This window comes from Clostridium sp. 001 (assembly GCF_019056555.1).
GTDB classification, from domain to species: domain Bacteria; phylum Bacillota; class Clostridia; order Clostridiales; family Clostridiaceae; genus Clostridium_B; species Clostridium_B ragsdalei.
This window is the reverse complement of the sequence record NZ_CP020473.1, coordinates 1,420,699-1,439,208: the sequence shown is the minus strand read 5'-3', so window position 1 is coordinate 1,439,208 and position 18,510 is coordinate 1,420,699. Positions and strand designations below refer to the sequence as shown.

General features: G+C 30.8%; 16 protein-coding genes. 14 read left to right on the top strand and 2 right to left on the bottom strand.

Going from position 1 to position 18,510, the window contains the following annotated elements:
* Window positions 1-46 precede the first annotated feature (46 nt).
* The 13 genes from B5S50_RS06485 to B5S50_RS06425 all read left to right on the top strand — a co-directional run bounded on the left by B5S50_RS06485 (window position 47) and on the right by B5S50_RS06425 (window position 15,092).
* On the top strand, window positions 47-1,027 hold the full coding sequence (locus B5S50_RS06485) for an acyltransferase family protein (protein WP_013240041.1): 981 nt from the start codon (window positions 47-49) through the stop codon (window positions 1,025-1,027).
* Between the two features lie 180 nt (window positions 1,028-1,207).
* Window positions 1,208-2,749: a murein biosynthesis integral membrane protein MurJ gene (gene murJ / locus B5S50_RS06480; RefSeq protein WP_217303387.1), complete on the top strand. Its 1,542-nt coding sequence runs from the start codon at window positions 1,208-1,210 to the stop codon at window positions 2,747-2,749.
* Window positions 2,750-2,789: 40 nt separating this feature from the next.
* Entirely contained in the window at window positions 2,790-3,995 is a 1,206-nt protein-coding gene (locus B5S50_RS06475) for a maltose ABC transporter substrate-binding protein (RefSeq protein WP_217303386.1), read from the top strand.
* An 81-nt stretch (window positions 3,996-4,076) separates the two neighbouring features.
* Window positions 4,077-5,393, top strand: coding sequence for a nucleotide sugar dehydrogenase (locus B5S50_RS06470; RefSeq protein WP_217303385.1), 1,317 nt, complete (start codon window positions 4,077-4,079; stop codon window positions 5,391-5,393).
* 29 nt (window positions 5,394-5,422) lie between these two features.
* A complete protein-coding gene (locus B5S50_RS06465) occupies window positions 5,423-6,526 on the top strand; it encodes a Gfo/Idh/MocA family protein (RefSeq protein WP_217303384.1) in 1,104 nt (367 codons plus the stop codon).
* Between the two features lie 68 nt (window positions 6,527-6,594).
* Window positions 6,595-7,344 (top strand): acyltransferase, encoded by a 750-nt coding sequence (locus B5S50_RS06460; protein ID WP_217303383.1) that lies wholly within the window; start codon window positions 6,595-6,597, stop codon window positions 7,342-7,344.
* Between the two features lie 20 nt (window positions 7,345-7,364).
* A complete protein-coding gene (wecB, locus tag B5S50_RS06455; RefSeq protein WP_217303382.1) occupies window positions 7,365-8,417 on the top strand; it encodes a non-hydrolyzing UDP-N-acetylglucosamine 2-epimerase in 1,053 nt (350 codons plus the stop codon).
* A 34-nt stretch (window positions 8,418-8,451) separates the two neighbouring features.
* Entirely contained in the window at window positions 8,452-9,711 is a 1,260-nt protein-coding gene (locus B5S50_RS06450) for an O-antigen ligase (RefSeq protein ID WP_065077755.1), read from the top strand.
* Between the two features lie 196 nt (window positions 9,712-9,907).
* Entirely contained in the window at window positions 9,908-11,020 is a 1,113-nt protein-coding gene (locus B5S50_RS06445) for a glycosyltransferase (RefSeq protein ID WP_217303381.1), read from the top strand.
* 14 nt (window positions 11,021-11,034) lie between these two features.
* Complete coding sequence (gene murJ / locus B5S50_RS06440; RefSeq protein WP_217303380.1) at window positions 11,035-12,585, top strand: murein biosynthesis integral membrane protein MurJ; 1,551 nt, start codon at window positions 11,035-11,037, stop codon at window positions 12,583-12,585.
* Between the two features lie 25 nt (window positions 12,586-12,610).
* On the top strand, window positions 12,611-13,618 hold the full coding sequence (locus tag B5S50_RS06435) for an acyltransferase (RefSeq protein ID WP_254306722.1): 1,008 nt from the start codon (window positions 12,611-12,613) through the stop codon (window positions 13,616-13,618).
* Between the two features lie 105 nt (window positions 13,619-13,723).
* The gene (locus B5S50_RS06430) at window positions 13,724-14,377 is read left to right on the top strand and encodes a sugar transferase (RefSeq protein WP_217303379.1); all 654 of its coding nucleotides are present in this window, start codon (window positions 13,724-13,726) and stop codon (window positions 14,375-14,377) included.
* 1 nt (window position 14,378) lies between these two features.
* Window positions 14,379-15,092, top strand: a complete 714-nt coding sequence (locus tag B5S50_RS06425; RefSeq protein ID WP_065077751.1) for a WecB/TagA/CpsF family glycosyltransferase — start codon at window positions 14,379-14,381, stop codon at window positions 15,090-15,092.
* A 65-nt stretch (window positions 15,093-15,157) separates the two neighbouring features.
* Here the strand turns inward: B5S50_RS06425 and B5S50_RS06420 are convergent, their stop codons facing one another.
* Window positions 15,158-15,571 (bottom strand): Rrf2 family transcriptional regulator, encoded by a 414-nt coding sequence (locus B5S50_RS06420; protein ID WP_065077750.1) that lies wholly within the window; start codon window positions 15,569-15,571, stop codon window positions 15,158-15,160.
* Between the two features lie 134 nt (window positions 15,572-15,705).
* Entirely contained in the window at window positions 15,706-16,572 is an 867-nt protein-coding gene (gene pdaA / locus B5S50_RS06415) for a delta-lactam-biosynthetic de-N-acetylase (protein WP_065077749.1), read from the bottom strand.
* Between the two features lie 154 nt (window positions 16,573-16,726).
* Here pdaA and B5S50_RS06410 point away from each other — a divergent pair, with 154 nt between their 5' ends.
* Entirely contained in the window at window positions 16,727-18,490 is a 1,764-nt protein-coding gene (locus B5S50_RS06410) for a TaqI-like C-terminal specificity domain-containing protein (protein ID WP_065077748.1), read from the top strand.
* The last annotated feature ends 20 nt before the right edge of the window (window positions 18,491-18,510 follow it).

The following is an 18,510-nucleotide window of genomic DNA, read 5'->3' as shown; positions in this document are numbered from 1 at the left end:
TTTACTAAGTTTTTAGTATTGATTGCTTGTGGAGGAGTAAAGAGTGATGAAGAAGTATTATAAGGATATGGATATAGCTAGAGGAATAGGTATATTTTTAGTAGTGCTGGGACATTCGTTTCCTGATTCAGCGTTTAATGGCAGTGCATTTTATGCCTATATATATAAACTCATATATTCATTCCATATGCCTTTCTTTTTTGTTATATCAGGTTTTTTCGCCTATAAGATATATAGTATAAAGACTGTAAGAGATTATGGCAGTTTTGTTTATGGAAAATTTAAAAGACTTATGGTTCCATATTTTGCAGTGTCACTAGTGGCGGTGCCTATAAAATTATATATGAATAACTATGCTGCGAGACCGGTAAAGCTAAACAGCCTCATAACAAATATATTGATTTATCCTTTAGATATTCCAATACAATATTTTTGGTTTATATATACATTATTTTTCATATTTGCAGTCGCACCAATTTTTAAAAAATTACCTATAAATTTGACTTTAGTAATAACTTTGCTTTTTAATCTGTTGTTTACAAAGCAAATAGGTTTATTTTATGTGTATGGTGTAATTCATTATTTGTTTTACTTTTTCTTCGGAGTATATTTGAAAAATACTTACGATAAATGGAATAATATTAAAAATAAGTACGCTATAGTTTTAGTATTTTCTATAGTTCTTATGGCTATGAATGTATTTGATGTGGGAAAGGAAGTGTATCCTTACTACAACCTAGTTACATCTCTTCTCGGAAGTAGTATATTTTTAATGGTATCCCAACTCATAATGAATACTTCAGGTGGAGAATTGTTTAGAAAAGTGGGAAAATACAGCTATGATATTTACCTCTTGTCCTGGTTTTCACAAACAGGAGCCAGGGTTTTATGTTATCAAATGTTGAAATTAAATTATAGCTTTGTAATTGTAATAATGATTTTAGTAGGATTTATACCTATTTTAATATGTAAATGGATACTTAATAAAATACCTATACTAAGTAAAGTATTTTTAGGACATAAGTAAAGATGTTAACAAGCTATTTTCAATTCGTTGTATATGGAATTGATTAGTGATAAAATACTTGAAGATATAATTTACACATTAGGCATTTAAAAGAAAATAGGATAGCATACTAACTGGCTATTTCTTTGAAAATGCTTTAGGCAGTGCTTAGATGCAGGTAGGATAATTTTGGAGGAAAATATGAAGAAAGATGGACTTGTTAAAGCTGCTGGTGTAGTAATGGCAATTTCAATGGCAAGCAGGGTAATAGGATTTGTAAGGGATGCACTTATTGCCAGTGCATTTGGAGCATCTGCTAGTTCAGATGCCTACACTATGTCACTTACCATACCAAATTTGATGTTTAATTTGTTTGGAATTGCAATTACTACCACTTTTATTCCAATACTCAGTGAAACATATAGTAAACATGGCAAAGAAGAAATGTTTAAATTTGCCAATTGCATAATGAACATCCTAATGATTATTTCGTTGTTTTTATGTGTTTTAGGATGGATATTTACTACAGATATAGTTAATGTAATTTCTAATTTTAAAGGTCAAAGATATAATTTAACCATATTATTAACTAAGATGAGTATGATAAATATACTTTTTTTGAGTTTAAACAGCGGCTACACGGCAGTGCTTCAAACTTTAGACGATTTTACAGCTCCAGCATTAGTTGGAATAGCAATGAACATACCTATAATAGCTTATGTGCTAATGGGAAGTCATTATGGAATTGTAGGCCTCACAGCAGCTACTATGATTGGAAACGGACTTCAGATAGTGGTACAAATCCCATGGCTTATAAAAAATAAGTATAAATATAGTCCTAAAATAAATTTAAAAGATCCTAAGATTAAAAAAATGCTTTCATTGATTGCTCCAGTTGTGATTGGAACTGGCGTTAATCAGGTAAATGAAGTAGTTCAAAAGAGAATGGCTTCTACTCTTGTAGTAGGAAGTATATTGGCACTTGATTATGCAAATAAGTTAAATATGCTTGTTTATTTCACTTTTGCATCTGCAATAGTTACGGTTATATATCCTTCTTTATCTAGGGACGGAAGTCTTAAAAATTACGAAGATTTTAAGTCACATATAAGCATAGCAGTAAATAATATCAATATCATAGTAATACCAGCTATAGTAGGAATGTTGATACTTAGAGTTCCTGTAATAAGTGCACTCTTCATGCACGGTGCCTTTAATAGGCAGGCAGTTAATATGACTGCTGATGCACTACTTTTCTTGGTATCTGGACTGGTATTTTGGGGAATAAGAGATGTATTTAACAGAGCTTTTTACGCTATTCAAGATACTACTACACCTATGATAAATGGTGCATTAGGTGTAGCTGTAAATATAGTTATGAGCATAGTACTTGTGAAAAAGATGGGTATAGGAGGACTTACTTTAGCTACAACAATTTCTGCATTTGTAAGCTGCGTGCTTTTAGCTAAGGATTTAAGAAAAAGAGTTGGAAATATAAATGGATTTAATATGTTTAAAGTTGGAATAAAGATAATGACAGCTGCAGGTACTATGGGAGTGTGTATATTTTTAATAAATAATTTCCTGGGAAATTTACTAGGTGGATTTAAGGGACAGCTTTTGACACTCTTTATTTGCATCATAGTTGGTATAGCAGTGTATGTGATTATGCTGCTTATATTAAAAGTACAGGAGCTTGCTAATATAATAAATTTGGTAAAAAAGAAATTAAAAATTGCATAAATTTGCTAATTAATGCGGTGAAAAGGAGAAGAAAGTTCTAATGAAGAGATTTTATAAACTTATATCTGTGGTTTTGGTATTTGCACTTTTTTTAACTGGATGCACCACAGCAGATACTGCAGGTACAGGTAAAAATGACAAGGAAATAGTAATTTGGTCACATCTTACAGATCCTGAAATAGCAGAACTTAGGACTTTAGCAGATCAGTGGTCCAAAACCTCGGGATACAAGGTGATAATTCATTCAGATAAAGGAGACAACAGGGCTTATATTGAAGCATCCTTACGTAATATGGAACCAGATATAGAATTTGGAGTATCACATGACAGGATGGAAAAACTTCATAATGAAAAATTACTAGCACAGGTTCCAGATAACATTATAGATAAAAATAAATATATACCATCGGCACTTGAAACTGTATCTTTTAAGAATAAGATGTATGGAATACCTATATCTGTGGAAACCTATGGACTTTATTATAATAAGGATAAAGTTAAAAAGGTACCTAATACACTGGAAGAGCTGATTTCAATGGGAGAAAAACAGGGATTTCAGTATGATATAAATAACTTTTATTTAAGTTTCCCTATCCTTCAAGCAAACGGTGCTTATATATTTAAAAAGGAAAATGGTGATTACAACGTAAAAGATATAGGACTTAATAATGAAGCTGCAATTAAGGGATATACCATGGTTCAGGATATGGTGCAGAAGTATAAGTTGATGCCCGAAAATATAGATAGTATAACTGCAAGAAACAATTTTAAAAGTGGAAAAACAAGTTTCTATGTAAGTGGATCCTGGGATCTTCAAGAACTAGATGCATCAGGGCTTAATTATTCTGTAGTACCTTTCCCAAAATACAATGGTAAACAGATGACATCCTTTGTAACGGCACAAGTAGGTTATGTAAGTTCTAAGTCCCAACATCAAAAAGAGGATTGGAGTCTTATGAAATATCTCATTAATCATTCTAGTACTCCACTTTTTAAAATAACAGGAAGAATTCCTCCGTATAAAGTGGATTACAACATAAAAGAAGTGAAAAATGACCCTAAGGAAAGAACTTTTGTACAGCAGTCTGAGTATGGGCAAATACTGCCAAATGTATCTGAGGTTCAGGCTCTTCAAAATGCAAACAAGGTAATGACAGAGCTTACTTCCGGAAAGATAACTCCAAAGGAGTGTGGACAAAAAATAGAAAAGGATATACTTGATTTTATTATAAAAGAAAAGCAATAGTATGTATATGAAGATGACAAAGAAATTGGGTTGTATTATAATGAAAAAAGTAGAAATGATGCTAAACTAGGAGGTAAAAAGATGTCGCAGTTGAGAGATGAATTAATTCAAAAATTAGAGAATAGGAAAGCTAAGTTAGGAGTAGTAGGATTAGGATATGTAGGACTTCCACTTGCAGTAGAAAAAGCTAAAGCAGGGTATGAAGTTATTGGATTTGATGTTCAGGATAAAAAAGTTGAATCGGTAAATGAAGGACATAACTATATTGGTGATATAGTGGATTCAGATTTAGAGAAATTAGTTAAGGAAGGAAGACTTAAAGCTACTACAGATTTTAGTTTTGTAAAAGATGTAGATGCAGTTTCTATATGTGTGCCTACTCCATTAGATTTATATAAACAGCCAGATATATCATATGTAGTTAGTTCCACTAAAAGTGTTGCAAAATATTTGCATAGAGGAATGCTTATAGTACTTGAGAGTACTACTTATCCAGGAACTACAGAAGAAGTGTTAAAGCCTATACTAGAAGAAGGCGGACTTAAATGTGGAAAAGACTTTTTCCTTGCATTTTCACCAGAAAGGGTAGATCCAGGTAATAAACAGTATAAGACAAAGAATACCCCAAAGGTAGTAGGAGGATGTACTCCTGAATGTACAGAAGTGGCAGCTACATTATATAGAAATATATTAGAAAGTGAAATATATACTGTATCCTGTCCTGCAGTAGCAGAAATGGAGAAAATACTTGAAAATACTTTCAGAAATATAAACATAGGTCTTGCTAATGAAATGGCTGTACTTTGTGAAAGAATGGGAATAGACGTATGGGAAGTAATAGACGCAGCCAAGACAAAACCTTATGGCTTTATGGCTTTTTATCCGGGACCAGGACTTGGAGGACATTGTATACCTCTTGATCCATTTTATCTTTCATGGAAAGCAAAAGAATATGATTATCATACAAAATTAATAGAGACTTCTGGAGAAATAAATGATTTTATGCCAGAATTCGTAGTTGATAATGCTATGAAGCTTTTAAATGGACATAAAAAAGCTATGAATGGCGCAAAAGTACTTCTTCTTGGAGTAGCTTATAAGAAGGATATAGATGATTTAAGAGAGTCACCAGCCCTTAAAGTAATAGACCACTTGGAGAAAAATGGAGCAGAGGTAATTGTAAGTGATCCATTTATTTCTGAATTCAAACGTAATGGAAAAGTATACCATACAGTAAAATGGGAAGATGTAATAGATGAATCTGATATAGTAATTATAACTACAGATCACAGCCCTTATGATTATGAGGCTATAGCAGAAAGAGCTAAAATTGTTTACGATACAAGAAATGCTACTAAAGATGTAAAAAATAACAGAGAAAAAATTCATAAACTATAAACAAATATTACTTTTTAAGAGGTGTTTTTATGAGTAAATTGAAATTTGCCATCTTAGGATGTGGAAGAATTTCTTACAAACATGTAGAAGCTCTAGCAGCTAATAAAGATGAAGCTGTTTTAGTAGCAGTTTGTGATTTAGTAGAAGAAAAAGCAGAGCAAAGAAAAAGTGAGTACATAGAAAAAGTTGGAGATGCTAAAGTAGCAGTTTATACTGACTATAAGAAAATGCTTGAAGAGCAGAATATAGATGTAGTTACTATAGCTACTGAAAGCGGATATCATCCTGAAATAGCAATGTACTGCATGAACGACAAAAAGCATGTAATATGCGAAAAACCTATGGCACTTTCAATAAAAGATGCAGATGATATGATAGAATGTTCTAAAAAGAACAATGTAAAATTGTGCGTAAGCCATCAAAATAGATTTAATAAACCAGTGCAGCAGCTTAGATCTGCTGTTGAGGAAAATAGATTTGGCAGACTTGTAAATGGTACAGCTAGAATACTATGGAATAGAAATATGGGATATTATCATCAGGCACCTTGGAGAGGAACCTGGAAGCTGGATGGTGGAACATTGATGAATCAATGTATACATAATATAGACTTACTTCAATGGATGATGGGAGGAGAGATAGACACTGTTTACGCTCAGTGTGATACTTTCTTAAGAGATATAGAAGCTGAAGATTTTGGAGCTATTGTTATAAGATTTAAAAATGGAGCTATAGGTATAGTTGAAGGTACTGCTTGTGTTTATCCTAAGAACCTAGAAGAAACTTTAAGTGTCTTTGGAGAAAAGGGAACAGTATGCATAGGTGGACTTGCAGTAAATAAGATAGAAACCTGGAATTTCGAAGATCATAAGGATTTAGATGATGAAATATTAAAATCACAAGAGGGAGATCCTGATACTGTATATGGTTTTGGACATATACCTCTTTTCAAAGATATGATAGATGCAATAAATAATAATAGAAAGCCACTTATAGATGGAGAAGAAGGCAAAAAGGGAATGTCTATAATTTTGGCGGCTTATAAGTCAAGGCTTACAGGTATGCCTGTAAAATTCCCTATGGGAGATTTTTCAACTATGGATATGGTTGGAGTGAAAAAAATAAACAATTAGCAGTTAAGAATTGAGAATGGAGGCCTTTCATTCTCAATTCTTAAATATGCAGGAAAAGGAGAATAAGTATGTCTGAAAATTATATATCAGATACTTCAAAAGTTGGCAATAATGTAAGTATAGGAAAGTTTGTAGTTATTGAAGACGATGTTACAATAGGAGATAACTGCATGATAGGTCATAATGTAGTTATACATAAGGGAAGTAAAATTGAAGCTAATGTAAGGATAGATGACAACAGCGTAGTAGGTAAAGAACCTATGAGATCAGTGAACAGTATATTTAAAGATGAGAAAAAATTTGATTCTGCTGTTATAAAGGATGGATGTCTTATTGGAGCTGGAGTTATAGTATACTGCGGTTGCGTTATAGGTGAAAATACACTTATTGCAGATTTGGCTACAATCAGAGAAAATGTAACTATAGGAAGTAAAACGATAATAGGTAGAGGGGCTGCTATAGAGAACTTCTCTAAGATAGGCTCTAACTGTAAAATTGAAACAAATGTATATATTACAGCTTACTCAGAAGTAGAAGACAATGTGTTTATTGCACCTGGAGTTGTAACTTCAAATGATAACTTTGCTGCAAGATCTAAGGAAAGATACAAACATTTCAAAGGTGTTACAGTAAAGAAGGGTGGAAGAATTGGAGCTCAAGCTACTATACTTCCAGGTAAGATAATAAATGAAGATGGATTTGTAGCAGCAGGCAGTGTTGTTACAAAGGATGTGGAAAAGGAAATTATTGTAGCAGGTAATCCTGCTAAACAATTTAGAAAAGTTCCAGAGGATCAACTTCTTAAAAATCAACAGTAAACTTTGCAGGGAGGAAAAACATGAAGGTATTAACAGTTGTAGGGGCAAGGCCTCAATTCATAAAGGCTGCTGCGGTATCAAATGTAATAAGAAAACACCATACAGAAATATTGGTTCATACGGGTCAGCATTATGATGAAAATATGTCAAAGGTATTTTTTGATGAACTCAATATACCAAAACCAGATTACAATTTGGAAGTGGGTTCTGGAAGTCACGGAAGACAGACTGGAATGATGCTTATAAAATTAGAAGAGATATATGAAAAGGAAAAGCCAGATTTTGTACTTGTATATGGAGATACAAATTCAACTCTTGCTGGAGCATTGTGTGCAAGTAAGCTTTTAATTCCTGTAGCTCACGTTGAGGCAGGACTTAGAAGTTTTAATAGAGATATGCCTGAAGAGCAAAATAGAGTTCTTACAGACCATTTGTCTAATCTTTTGTTTGTTCCTACAGAATCAGCAGTGGAAAACCTAAAAAATGAGGGAATTATAAAAGGTGTGCATAATGTAGGAGATGTAATGTTCGATGCAGTACTTAATTTTAAAAAGTTAGCAGAAGACAAGAATCAGATTATAAAAGAAATTGGACTTCAGGGTAAGGAGTATATACTAACTACTATACATAGAGCTGAGAATACAAATCACATAGATAGATTAAAAAATATAGTTGAAGCTTTAAATGAATGTAACAAAGTTGTAATACTTCCACTTCATCCTAGAACCAAAAAATATATGACAGATTACGGACTTAAATTTAATGAGAATATAAAGGTTATAGAACCTGTGGGATATCTAGAGATGATAAATCTTGAAATGAATTCTGAGAAGATAGTAACAGACAGCGGTGGAGTACAAAAAGAAGCCTTTTTCATGAAAAAACCTTGTATAACTATGCGAGATGAAACTGAATGGGTAGAAACCGTAAAAAATGGCTGGAACGTAGTAGTTGGAACTGATAAGGAAAAGATATTGGATAGTATAGTGAATTTTATACCTAATAAGGAACAAAAAGATATATTTGGAGATGGAAATGCTTCTGGAAAAATACTAGAAATATTAGATAAATAAATTCTACGGCAGCATTTCATATGGAGGTGAAGTTTTGTTTTTAGATAGATTTTTGTACTTATTGATCTGTGCTTATATAGTACTGCTTCCGCTTTTGCCGAATAAGATGGCACTAGGAAGAATAAATATTCCTCCTGCAGATTGTATACTAGCATTTATTTTGATTGGATACTTTGTAAAACTTCTTACATCAAAAGAGTGCAGAAGTAGGTTTTTTTCTGGAATAAGAGATTTTATCACTAATTATCTTACTGTTTTTATGAGCATACTGGCACTTATGATGTTAGTTTCAGTAAGTTATGCGGCAGATAAGAAACTTGCACTTAGTGAAAGCTTTAGATTTATATCCTATATTATATTGTTTTTTATGATCAAATATGAGTGGAATAGAAAAGAACTTTTAAATGGAATTTTAGGTTCTTATATATGCACCAATGTCATAATATGTATCTATGGCATATATCAAAATTTTACAGGGTTTGGACTTAGTGATAAATTCAAAAATTATGGATATACAAAGTTTAAGATAACTGCTACTATGGATAATCCTAATAATTTGGCAGCTTTCTTGATATTAGCCATATTTCCAATGATTATGCTAGCTATATATGAAAAGAAAAAGGCAAGAAAGTTGTTTTATTCCTTGCTGGCAGCTTTGATGTTTTTGAATCTAACATTTACAGGTTCTAGAAATGCTATTGTTGGAGTGGCAATAGGAATGGTTATATTAGTGATTATGTGTAGTCTTAAGTTTGTACTACCTCTTTGTGTAATTGCAGGGGCATCTTTATTTATACCAGAAATAAGGGAACGAATAATGGCTATAAATGATCCAGTTCAAAATCAATCTAGAATATACCTTTGGAAAATTGCACAAAAGATGATAAAAGATCATCCTTTGTTTGGGGTTGGAAATGGGAACTACGTTAGCTTGTATGACAAATATACGAATATATATCCTCAGTATAAATTTTATGGTTACAGTGAGTGGCCTTGCCATAATTCCTATTTGAAAATGGAGACAGAGCTTGGAATTATAGGAGGAGTATCTTTTGTTGCAGTACTTTTATCTTCATTAATAAAAGTTAAATCTTTTGTAGATACAACAAAAAGTAAATTTTATAAGCATTTCTATATAGGATTTTTAGCTTCTATGGTAGCTTTTTACGTTATGAATTTAGTTGACAACTTATTCTTCGTACCAAAGACTACAACTTACTTCTGGATACTCTTAGCAGTATCTCAAGGAATGATGTACAGGGATAAGAAAAACGAAGGCATGTTTTTGAGTTAATAATTAATAATTAAGAGTGAATAATGAATGGGGATTTTTCTCCACTATGCTGCGAAAATCTAAGATATAGAGCTTATTGAAGCATTGCTTCAATAGCGCTATGTTTTAGATTTAGATTTTCTGTAGTTTTAGCGGAAGAAAATCAACCATAACTCTTAACTCTTAATTTTTAACTCTTAACTATTTTAAAGTGGAGGTGAAAGATATGAAGGTGCTACAGGTTATATCAGGAAATGATATAGGCGGCGGTGGAAATTATGTGTTGAATTTGAGTTTTTATTCAAAGGATAAATTTCATTCAATTATAGGTACAATAGGCGGTGGAGGCCTTTATGATAAAAGTAAAAGTATGAATATAGATACAGTAAAGTTTAAAAGAGCTGCTACCTATGATAGATACTTAATAGATTATGTAAGAGAAAATCATATTGATCTTGTAAACTTTCATGGAGCAAAAGCATTTTTTATCCACTATTTTTTAAAAAATAAAATAGGTGTTCCTACAGTAGCCACAGTACATAGTGATTATAGGAGAGATTTTTTAAATAATAGGATTAAATACCTGTTTTTCACTCCACTTAGTGCACTAGGGTTAGGCAGCTTTAAAAAATATATATGTGTATCGGATTATATAAAAAGACTGTTGGATAAGCAAAAATTTATAGGAGAGAAATTTGTAGTAAATAGCGGAATGGATTTTAATAATAGAGTTATAAAGGAAAGTAGAGAAAGTATACGAGCAAGATACAATATATTAGAAAATGATTTTGTATATGTAAATGTAGCAAGATGTCATCCTATAAAAAATCAGTTATCCCTTATAGAGGCATTTAATATGCTGAAAAAGCAAGTTAAAGACGCCAAGCTTATAATAGTTGGAGATGGGCCTATGGAAGAGACTCTGAGACAAAAAGTAGCACAGCTTCATTTAGAGAATAGAGTAATATTTACAGGATATAAGCCCAATGCATTGGATTTTGCAAATGCAGGTGAAGTAGGAATTTTAACCTCCTTTAGTGAAGGTGGAGCACCTCCTATGACTTTGCTTGAAAGTGCAGCAGTGAAAAAATATTTCATAGCGCCAGATGTAGGAGACATAGGGAAAGTTTTAGGTGATAATTTAATTTCATTAATAAATCCTAATTCTGTAGAAGATATATACAAAAAAATGAGAAAAATTTATGAGGAAAGAAATGAGATATACCTAAAAGGAGAAAAATTATATGATGCTGTAGTTGAGAAATTTTCCATAGATAGCTTTTGCACAAAATATTACAATGCTTATACTAAAATACTTTCAGAAAAATAGTTGGAGTGAAAAATATGGCAGAAAAGAAATTAATAAAAAGTTCCATTATAGTAATGCTTTTTATAATTGGCGGAAAAGTTTTGGCACTTGTAAGGGATTCCCTTATAGCTGCAAAATTTGGAGCTACCTATGTTACGGATATATATAATTTTGCATTGGGTATGGTATACCTTTTAACTACTATAAGTTATGGACTTACTACTACTTTTATACCGCTTAATTCGGAACATATCGAAAATAGCACTATAAGTGAGAGAAATAAATTTGTAAACAATGTAATAAACATAGCTTCCCTTTTTACAATAGTTCTCACAGCTGTACTCATAATATTTTCAAAGCAGATAATATATGTTTTTGGACATGGTTTTACCTCCAACAGTGTAATATTTGCTCAGTCTGTTGAAATAATAAGGATAATGTTTTTATCACTTATATTTGTAACTTTAGGGAGTGTGGTTACAGGAGTGCTTCAGTCCCATAAAAGGTTTTATGAACCTGCTGCTATGGCATTTGTATCTAACTTAGTTTATATAGTGTATTTAGTGTTCTTAACTTCCAGGTATGGTATAAAGGGATTTGCAGTAGCTACAGTAATAGGATTTTTCGCTCAATTTGTAATAAATTTGCCAAGATATAGGAAACTTAAGTATAGATATAAATTTATATTGGACTTTAAAAGTAGTGACGTACATCAGATGTTTAAGCTAATGATACCTATAGTTATAAGTACCTCAGTAGTTCAATTAAACTTGTTTGTAAATAGGTGTTTTGCAAATAATATATATTTTGGAGCAGTTACAGTCCTGGACTATTCAAATAAAGTAAGTACCTTGGCTTATGAAGTTTTTGCCATAGGTATAGCTATGATTGTATATCCTACTTTATCTGAACTAGCAGTTAAAAAGGATGTTGTAAAGTATAAGAAATCCCTTATAAGTGCTATAAATACCATAATGATAATAATGATACCTGCATCAGTGGCTATAGGAGTTTTAAGAGATCCACTTATAAACTTAATTTTTAGGAGAGGGGCATTTACAGCACAAGCTGCAAATTTAACTTCCAGTGCCTTATTATTTTACTGCCCTGCAATGATTGCCTATGGAGTAAGAGATATTTTGAATAAAGCATTTTATTCTGTTAAAGATGCAAAAACCCCTATGTCAAACAGTTTTGTGGGCATAATTATAAATATAATTATAAATATAATTATAATAAAATATATGAAGGTTTCAGGGCTTGCTTTAGCCACAACTATCTCTGCAGTCATTACTACCTTGCTTATGATGTGGAACTTGAATAAAAAATTGGAAGGAATGAATATTAGAAAACTTGTTTTAAGTTTTGTTAAAATAGTTTGTTCTTCTGCTATTATGGGAATAGTTATATATGTTATAAATAATTTCTGTATGAATAAGATTTCATCTATTATGCAGCAAAGTATGATTTCAATTTTCATATCTTTTGTATTTGGCAGTGTAGTCTACTTTATATGTTTGTATTTTACTGGATTAGAAGAGTATAGGAACCTAATAAATGGGCTTAAAAATAAAATTACAAGGTAGGTATTAAATATTTTGTACAAGGAAGGTGGCAGACATTACAAAAAGACGTGTTTTGGAGATGGATGTAATAAGAGCACTTGCTATAGTTGCAGTAATAGTATTACATGTTTCTGCAACTATACTGTATAGGAGCACACCTTATTCTACCACTTACAATGCTAACTTTATATTGAATCAGTTTTCAAGGTTTTCCGTTCCTGCATTTATAATTATTTCTGGAATGGGACTCACTATAAGTTATAAAGAAGGATGCGGCTACTTTAAATTTATAATTAGAAGATTTTTAAAAGTAGTACCACAGTATATAGTGTGGTGCTTACTATATATAATCATTATAACTAAGGATTTTAACATACATACTGATTTAAACAACATAGTATATGGAAATGTATTTTATCACTTTTATTTTGTACCTTTAATTATTGAGCTTTACATAATATTTCCTTTCATATACAAATTCATGGAAAAAAAGTGGTGGCTATTACTTAGTTTTTTAATGACATCATTTTTTATTATATATACCTATTACTTTAAAGTAGTGACTCCAGATCAGTGGTTTTGGAATAAAAAAAATTTATTTTACTGGATCTTTTATTTCTCATTAGGAGGATATATGGGAAAAAATCTAGATAATATATCCCAGAAATTAAAGAGAATTAGACCTATAGTGTGTGTTATGTTTTTACTTTCAATTTTTACACTGCTGTATAGTTTTATAACGGGAAATCAGTACGGTAAAAGTATAGACTACATTACGACTTTTCAGCGTCCCTCAGTAATTTTTTATTCTACATTTTTTGTAATTTTCATATTCAGTTTCGAATGGAAAAAAGGATTGTTTATGAAAATTATAAGGTATATATCAAATACTTCTTATGATATTTATTTATCCCAGGCAGGTATACTATATTTGTATACTCAATATTATATAGGAAGATATGTACATCTGGATAATTTAAGCTTTGGTGTAAATGCTTTTGCAGTTACATTGATAGGATCCATAGTACTCAACGAGATAAAAAAACTTTTATAGAGAGGTAGTCGGATAAAGTATATGCAATATGATATAATAAGTAAAAATGTAATAAGGCAGGTGAAGTAACTGATTTGTAGGTTTAAATTTACAGATCATAAAATTATGCAGACAGAAGATATAAAAATAGATGTGGATAAAGATATAAAAAGTAAATCCTTTCAATTATTTCTCAAGAGAATAGCTGATTTTATATTATCTCTTGTAGGAATAATTATACTTAGCGTAGTATTTGTAATATTGGCTATATGGATTAAATTGGATTCGAAGGGCCCTGCTATTTTCAAACAGATTAGAGTGGGTAAGAATGGAAAGAATTTTACCATATATAAATTTAGAACTATGGTAGTAAATGCGGAAAAAAAGAGAGAATTAGACATTGATCCCGGTGACTTAGAAAATTTTGTATTTCAAAGTAAAAATGATAATAGAGTGACTAAATCAGGAGCTTTTTTAAGAAAAACAAGTTTGGACGAAATTCCACAACTTTTTAATGTATTTATTGGAAATATGAGCTTGGTTGGACCAAGACCTGAAATACCAGATGTAGTTAAATTTTATCCTGATTCGTATAAACAAAGATTACTTGTAACACCAGGAATAACGGGATTGGCACAAGTAAGCGGAAGAGGAGAAATAGAACTTGGAAAGACCGTATATTATGATTTGATGTATATAAAAAAGTTTTCGCTGTGGATGGATATAAAAATCTTACTAAGGACAGTCTCATCTGTATTTAAAAGTGAAGGTGCATTTTAATATGTTTACAAGATTGTTAAAATATAATGTATTTAATGGAAGTAAGATGGAGCTCATGGAGTATATAGAGAAGTTTTCTAAAGTAAACATAGTTTCTGGTAATCCAGAAGTACTCTATAATGGACTTAAGGATAATTTATTATTGACTAGTTTTACGGCAAGTAGAAGTGTAATAATTCCAGATGGAGTTGGAACACTTTTGGCTTCTAAAATGGTGAAAGTGCCTATAAAAGAAAAAATAGCAGGTATAGAAATAATGGAAGAAGTAATAAAAAAATGTAGTATGGAAAATAAACCTATATATCTTTTAGGTGCTAAGCAGGAAATACTTGAAGGATGTAAAGAAAATCTAAAACGGAAATATCCTAAGATTAACATAGCCGGAAGTCATAATGGATATTTTGATCTAGAAAATTGCGAAGATATAGTGTGTGATATAAAGAAAAGCAATGCTTATGCACTTTTTGTAGCTATGGGTGCTCCCAAACAGGATATATTTATAGCAAGGAATATGGACATACTTCCGTGTAGGGTGTATATGGGTGTAGGAGGAAGTTTTGATGTTTTGGCGGGAAAAACTAAAAGGGCTCCAAAATGGATGATAGAACTAGGACTTGAATGGTTGTACAGAGTTTGCAAGGAACCTTATAGAATAAAGAGACTTTCTTCTATACCCAAGTTTTTATTGAAGGTTGCAGAATATAATAAAAAGTAAATGTTAAATTATGAAAAGTTATATTTAAGGCTGTGTGATATTTAGTTATCAATGGCCTTAAAATTTTAAATTTTATCTTCCATTATATCTTTGAAATTAATACTCTCTAGTTCCTTAATTAGAGTGCCCTGTACCTTTGAAAGAGCATTGTGCACACCACAATGTCCTTTTTTATGGGCATTGCAATGCTCTGTATCGTATAGGCATCTGTTTAAGTAAATAGGCCCGTCTATGGCCTCAATAATATGTCTTAAAGTAATATCTTCAGGCATACGATTTAAAGCATAGCCTCCATTAACTCCTCTGAAAGATTTTACTATACCTGCCTGAGTCAGTTTCCTTAAAAGTTTAAGAAGAAATCTTAGAGGTACATTTTGATCTTTAGCTATGGTTTTGGCTTCAATTTTTTTACCGTATCCTAAATTTGACAAGTAAAGTACAACTCTAAATCCATAATCTGATTCCTGTGTAATTTTCATAATATCTCCCCAAACATAAATATATTTACCTAGTTCAAAATAACGCAAATTAGGTATAACATACAGTTATATACAAGTTAATTATACCTAATTTACAGAACATTATAAAGTATAATGTTTTGGAAAAGATATTTTTAAGGTAATTTATCCAAACTTTCTAAAACATACCCTTCATTTTTCCAGTCTTTTATAAGTGAATCCAGTATTTCAGAGTTTGTCTTTGATACTGCGTGAAGTAAAATAATGGCGCCATTATGAGTCCTGCGATTTATCATTTTTTTTGCTTCCACAGGTGAGGGCTGTTTTTGTCTATTCCAATCATTGTAGGCAAAACTCCAAAATATGGTCTTATATCCTAATTGCTTGGTATAAAATAAGGATAACTCACTGTATTTCCCCATAGGGGGTCTAAAGAATTTAGGCATTTCTTTACCTGTAATTTCTTTATAAGTATTTTCTGTCACTGTAAATTCTCTTTCAAATCTTATAGGATCTTTTGCAGCATCTGCCATTGAAGGATGTTTTTCTGAATGATTGCACACTAGGTGACCTTCATTTACCATTCTTTTTACAAGTTCCGCATTATCTTTTATATAAGGGGTAGTAGCAAAGAAAGCGGCCTTAACGTTGTTGGATTTTAATATATCTAAGATCTTAGAAGTATATCCGTTTTCATAACCTTCGTCAAAAGTAAGATAAAGTATTTTCTTTGAGGTATCTCCTAAATAATATCCAGAGTATTTGTTTAGGAGTTTTAGTATATCTGCAGGTTCCTCTGAAGGCATACCAGAATTATTAGGTTTGAAAAACCAATTTTTTTCTCTTCTATCTAAGTTTTGAGTATTTAGATTTTTTAACCTAGAAGAAGCATTATTATCATCTAGAGTAGTTATGTTTTTTGCATTTGTTAAAGTAGTTTTTCCTACCTGGTAGCCTTTAACACTATAAGGACATAGAAAAATTGTACATAGGAGAAATATAGACATAAATTTTTTGTTCAAATATAATCACCTACCTTATAAGATATATTTTATGGTATACTTAATTTAATAATTTATACTTGAGATTAATAGAGATTGTAAGAAAATTATAGCAGGGAAACGTTGTATAGCGATGTTTCCCTGTAATGCATATATTCAGCACGGAGATAGGAATATGAATAATTTTATTGAAGATATTGAAGAAATTTATAATTTTATTAAAAAAAATACAGATGTAGAAGAGAATATTCATTTTATAGAAACTTATAGGCAAAGACTTAATATGAAGAAAGAAATTAGCTTTTCAGAAGAATACTATAAACAGAAAATTATGAATGGAAAAAACGGAGTAGTGTATACTCCTCCGGAAATGGCAGCATTTATGGTTAAAAACTTGATAAATGTCAATGATGTAATTGAAAATCCATTTATAAAAGTAGTAGATCCTTCCTGTGGATCTGGAAATTTAATTTGTAAGTGCTTTCTATACTTAAATCAAATATTCATTAAAAATATTGAAGTTATAAATAGTAAAAATAATTTAAATTTGAAACTAAAAGATATAAGTTACCATATAGTACATAACAATCTATTTGGATTTGATGTAGATGAAACTGCAATAAAAGTTTTAAAAATAGACTTATTTTTGATTAGCAATCAGTTTAGTGAAAAAAATTTTCAAGTAAAGGATTTTCTAGTGGAAAATATAGATAGAAAATTTGATGTGTTTATAGGAAATCCCCCATATATAGGACATAAATCTGTAGATTCCAGTTATTCATATATTTTAAGGAAAATATATGGAAGTATATATAGAGATAAAGGAGACATATCTTACTGTTTTTTTCAAAAATCATTAAAGTGCTTAAAAGAGGGAGGAAAATTACTTTTTGTTACCTCCAGATATTTTTGCGAATCTTGCAGCGGAAAAGAACTTAGAAAGTTTTTAATTGAAAATACCTCTATTTATAAAATTATAGATTTTTATGGTATAAGACCTTTTAAAAGAGTAGGTATAGATCCAATGATAATATTTTTAGTAAGAACAAAAAATTGGGACAATAATATAGAAATCATAAGACCCAATAAAAGTGGAAAAGATGAAAAAAATAAATTCCTTGATTCTTTGCTTTTAGATAAATCTGAAAAATACAAAAAATTTTCTATTCCTCAAAAGTCTATAAATAGTGATGGATGGGTATTTGTTAATGAAGTTGAGAAAAATATAATGGATAAAATAGAAGCAAAAAGTGAATTTATTTTAAAGGATATATGCCATAGTTATCAGGGTATAATAACGGGATGTGATAGGGCTTTTATAGTTGATAGAGACACAATAAATAGTAGAAAAATTGAATTAAGGTTAATAAAACCCTGGGTGAAAAGCAGCCATATACGAAAAAACGAAGTAATTAAAGGTGAAAAATTTATTATATACTCAAATTTAATAGAAAATGAGATAGAATGTCCTAATGCTATAAAGTATATAGAGCAGTACAAAAAAAAGCTTATGGAAAGAAGAGAATGTAAAAAAGGAACGAGAAAGTGGTATGAGCTTCAATGGGGGAGAAAACCGGAAATTTTCGAAGAAAAGAAAATTGTATTCCCATACAAATCGTGTGATAATAGATTTGCTCTTGATAAGGGAAGCTATTTTAGTGCAGATATATATTCTTTAGTATTAAAAAAAAATGTACCTTTTACCTATGAAATGCTTTTAAATATATTAAATAGTTCTTTGTATGAATTTTACTTTAAAACTTTCGGGAAAAAATTAGGAGAAAATCTATATGAGTATTATCCTAATAATCTGATGAAATTGTGTATTCCTTCTATTGGTTTTCGAGAAGAAAATAATGTAGAAAAAAGGTTGTATGATTTTTTTGGGCTGACAGATAAGGAAATTCAGATTGTAGAAAAAATAAAAGATAATTGCTGAGTTCATATTTGGCAATTATC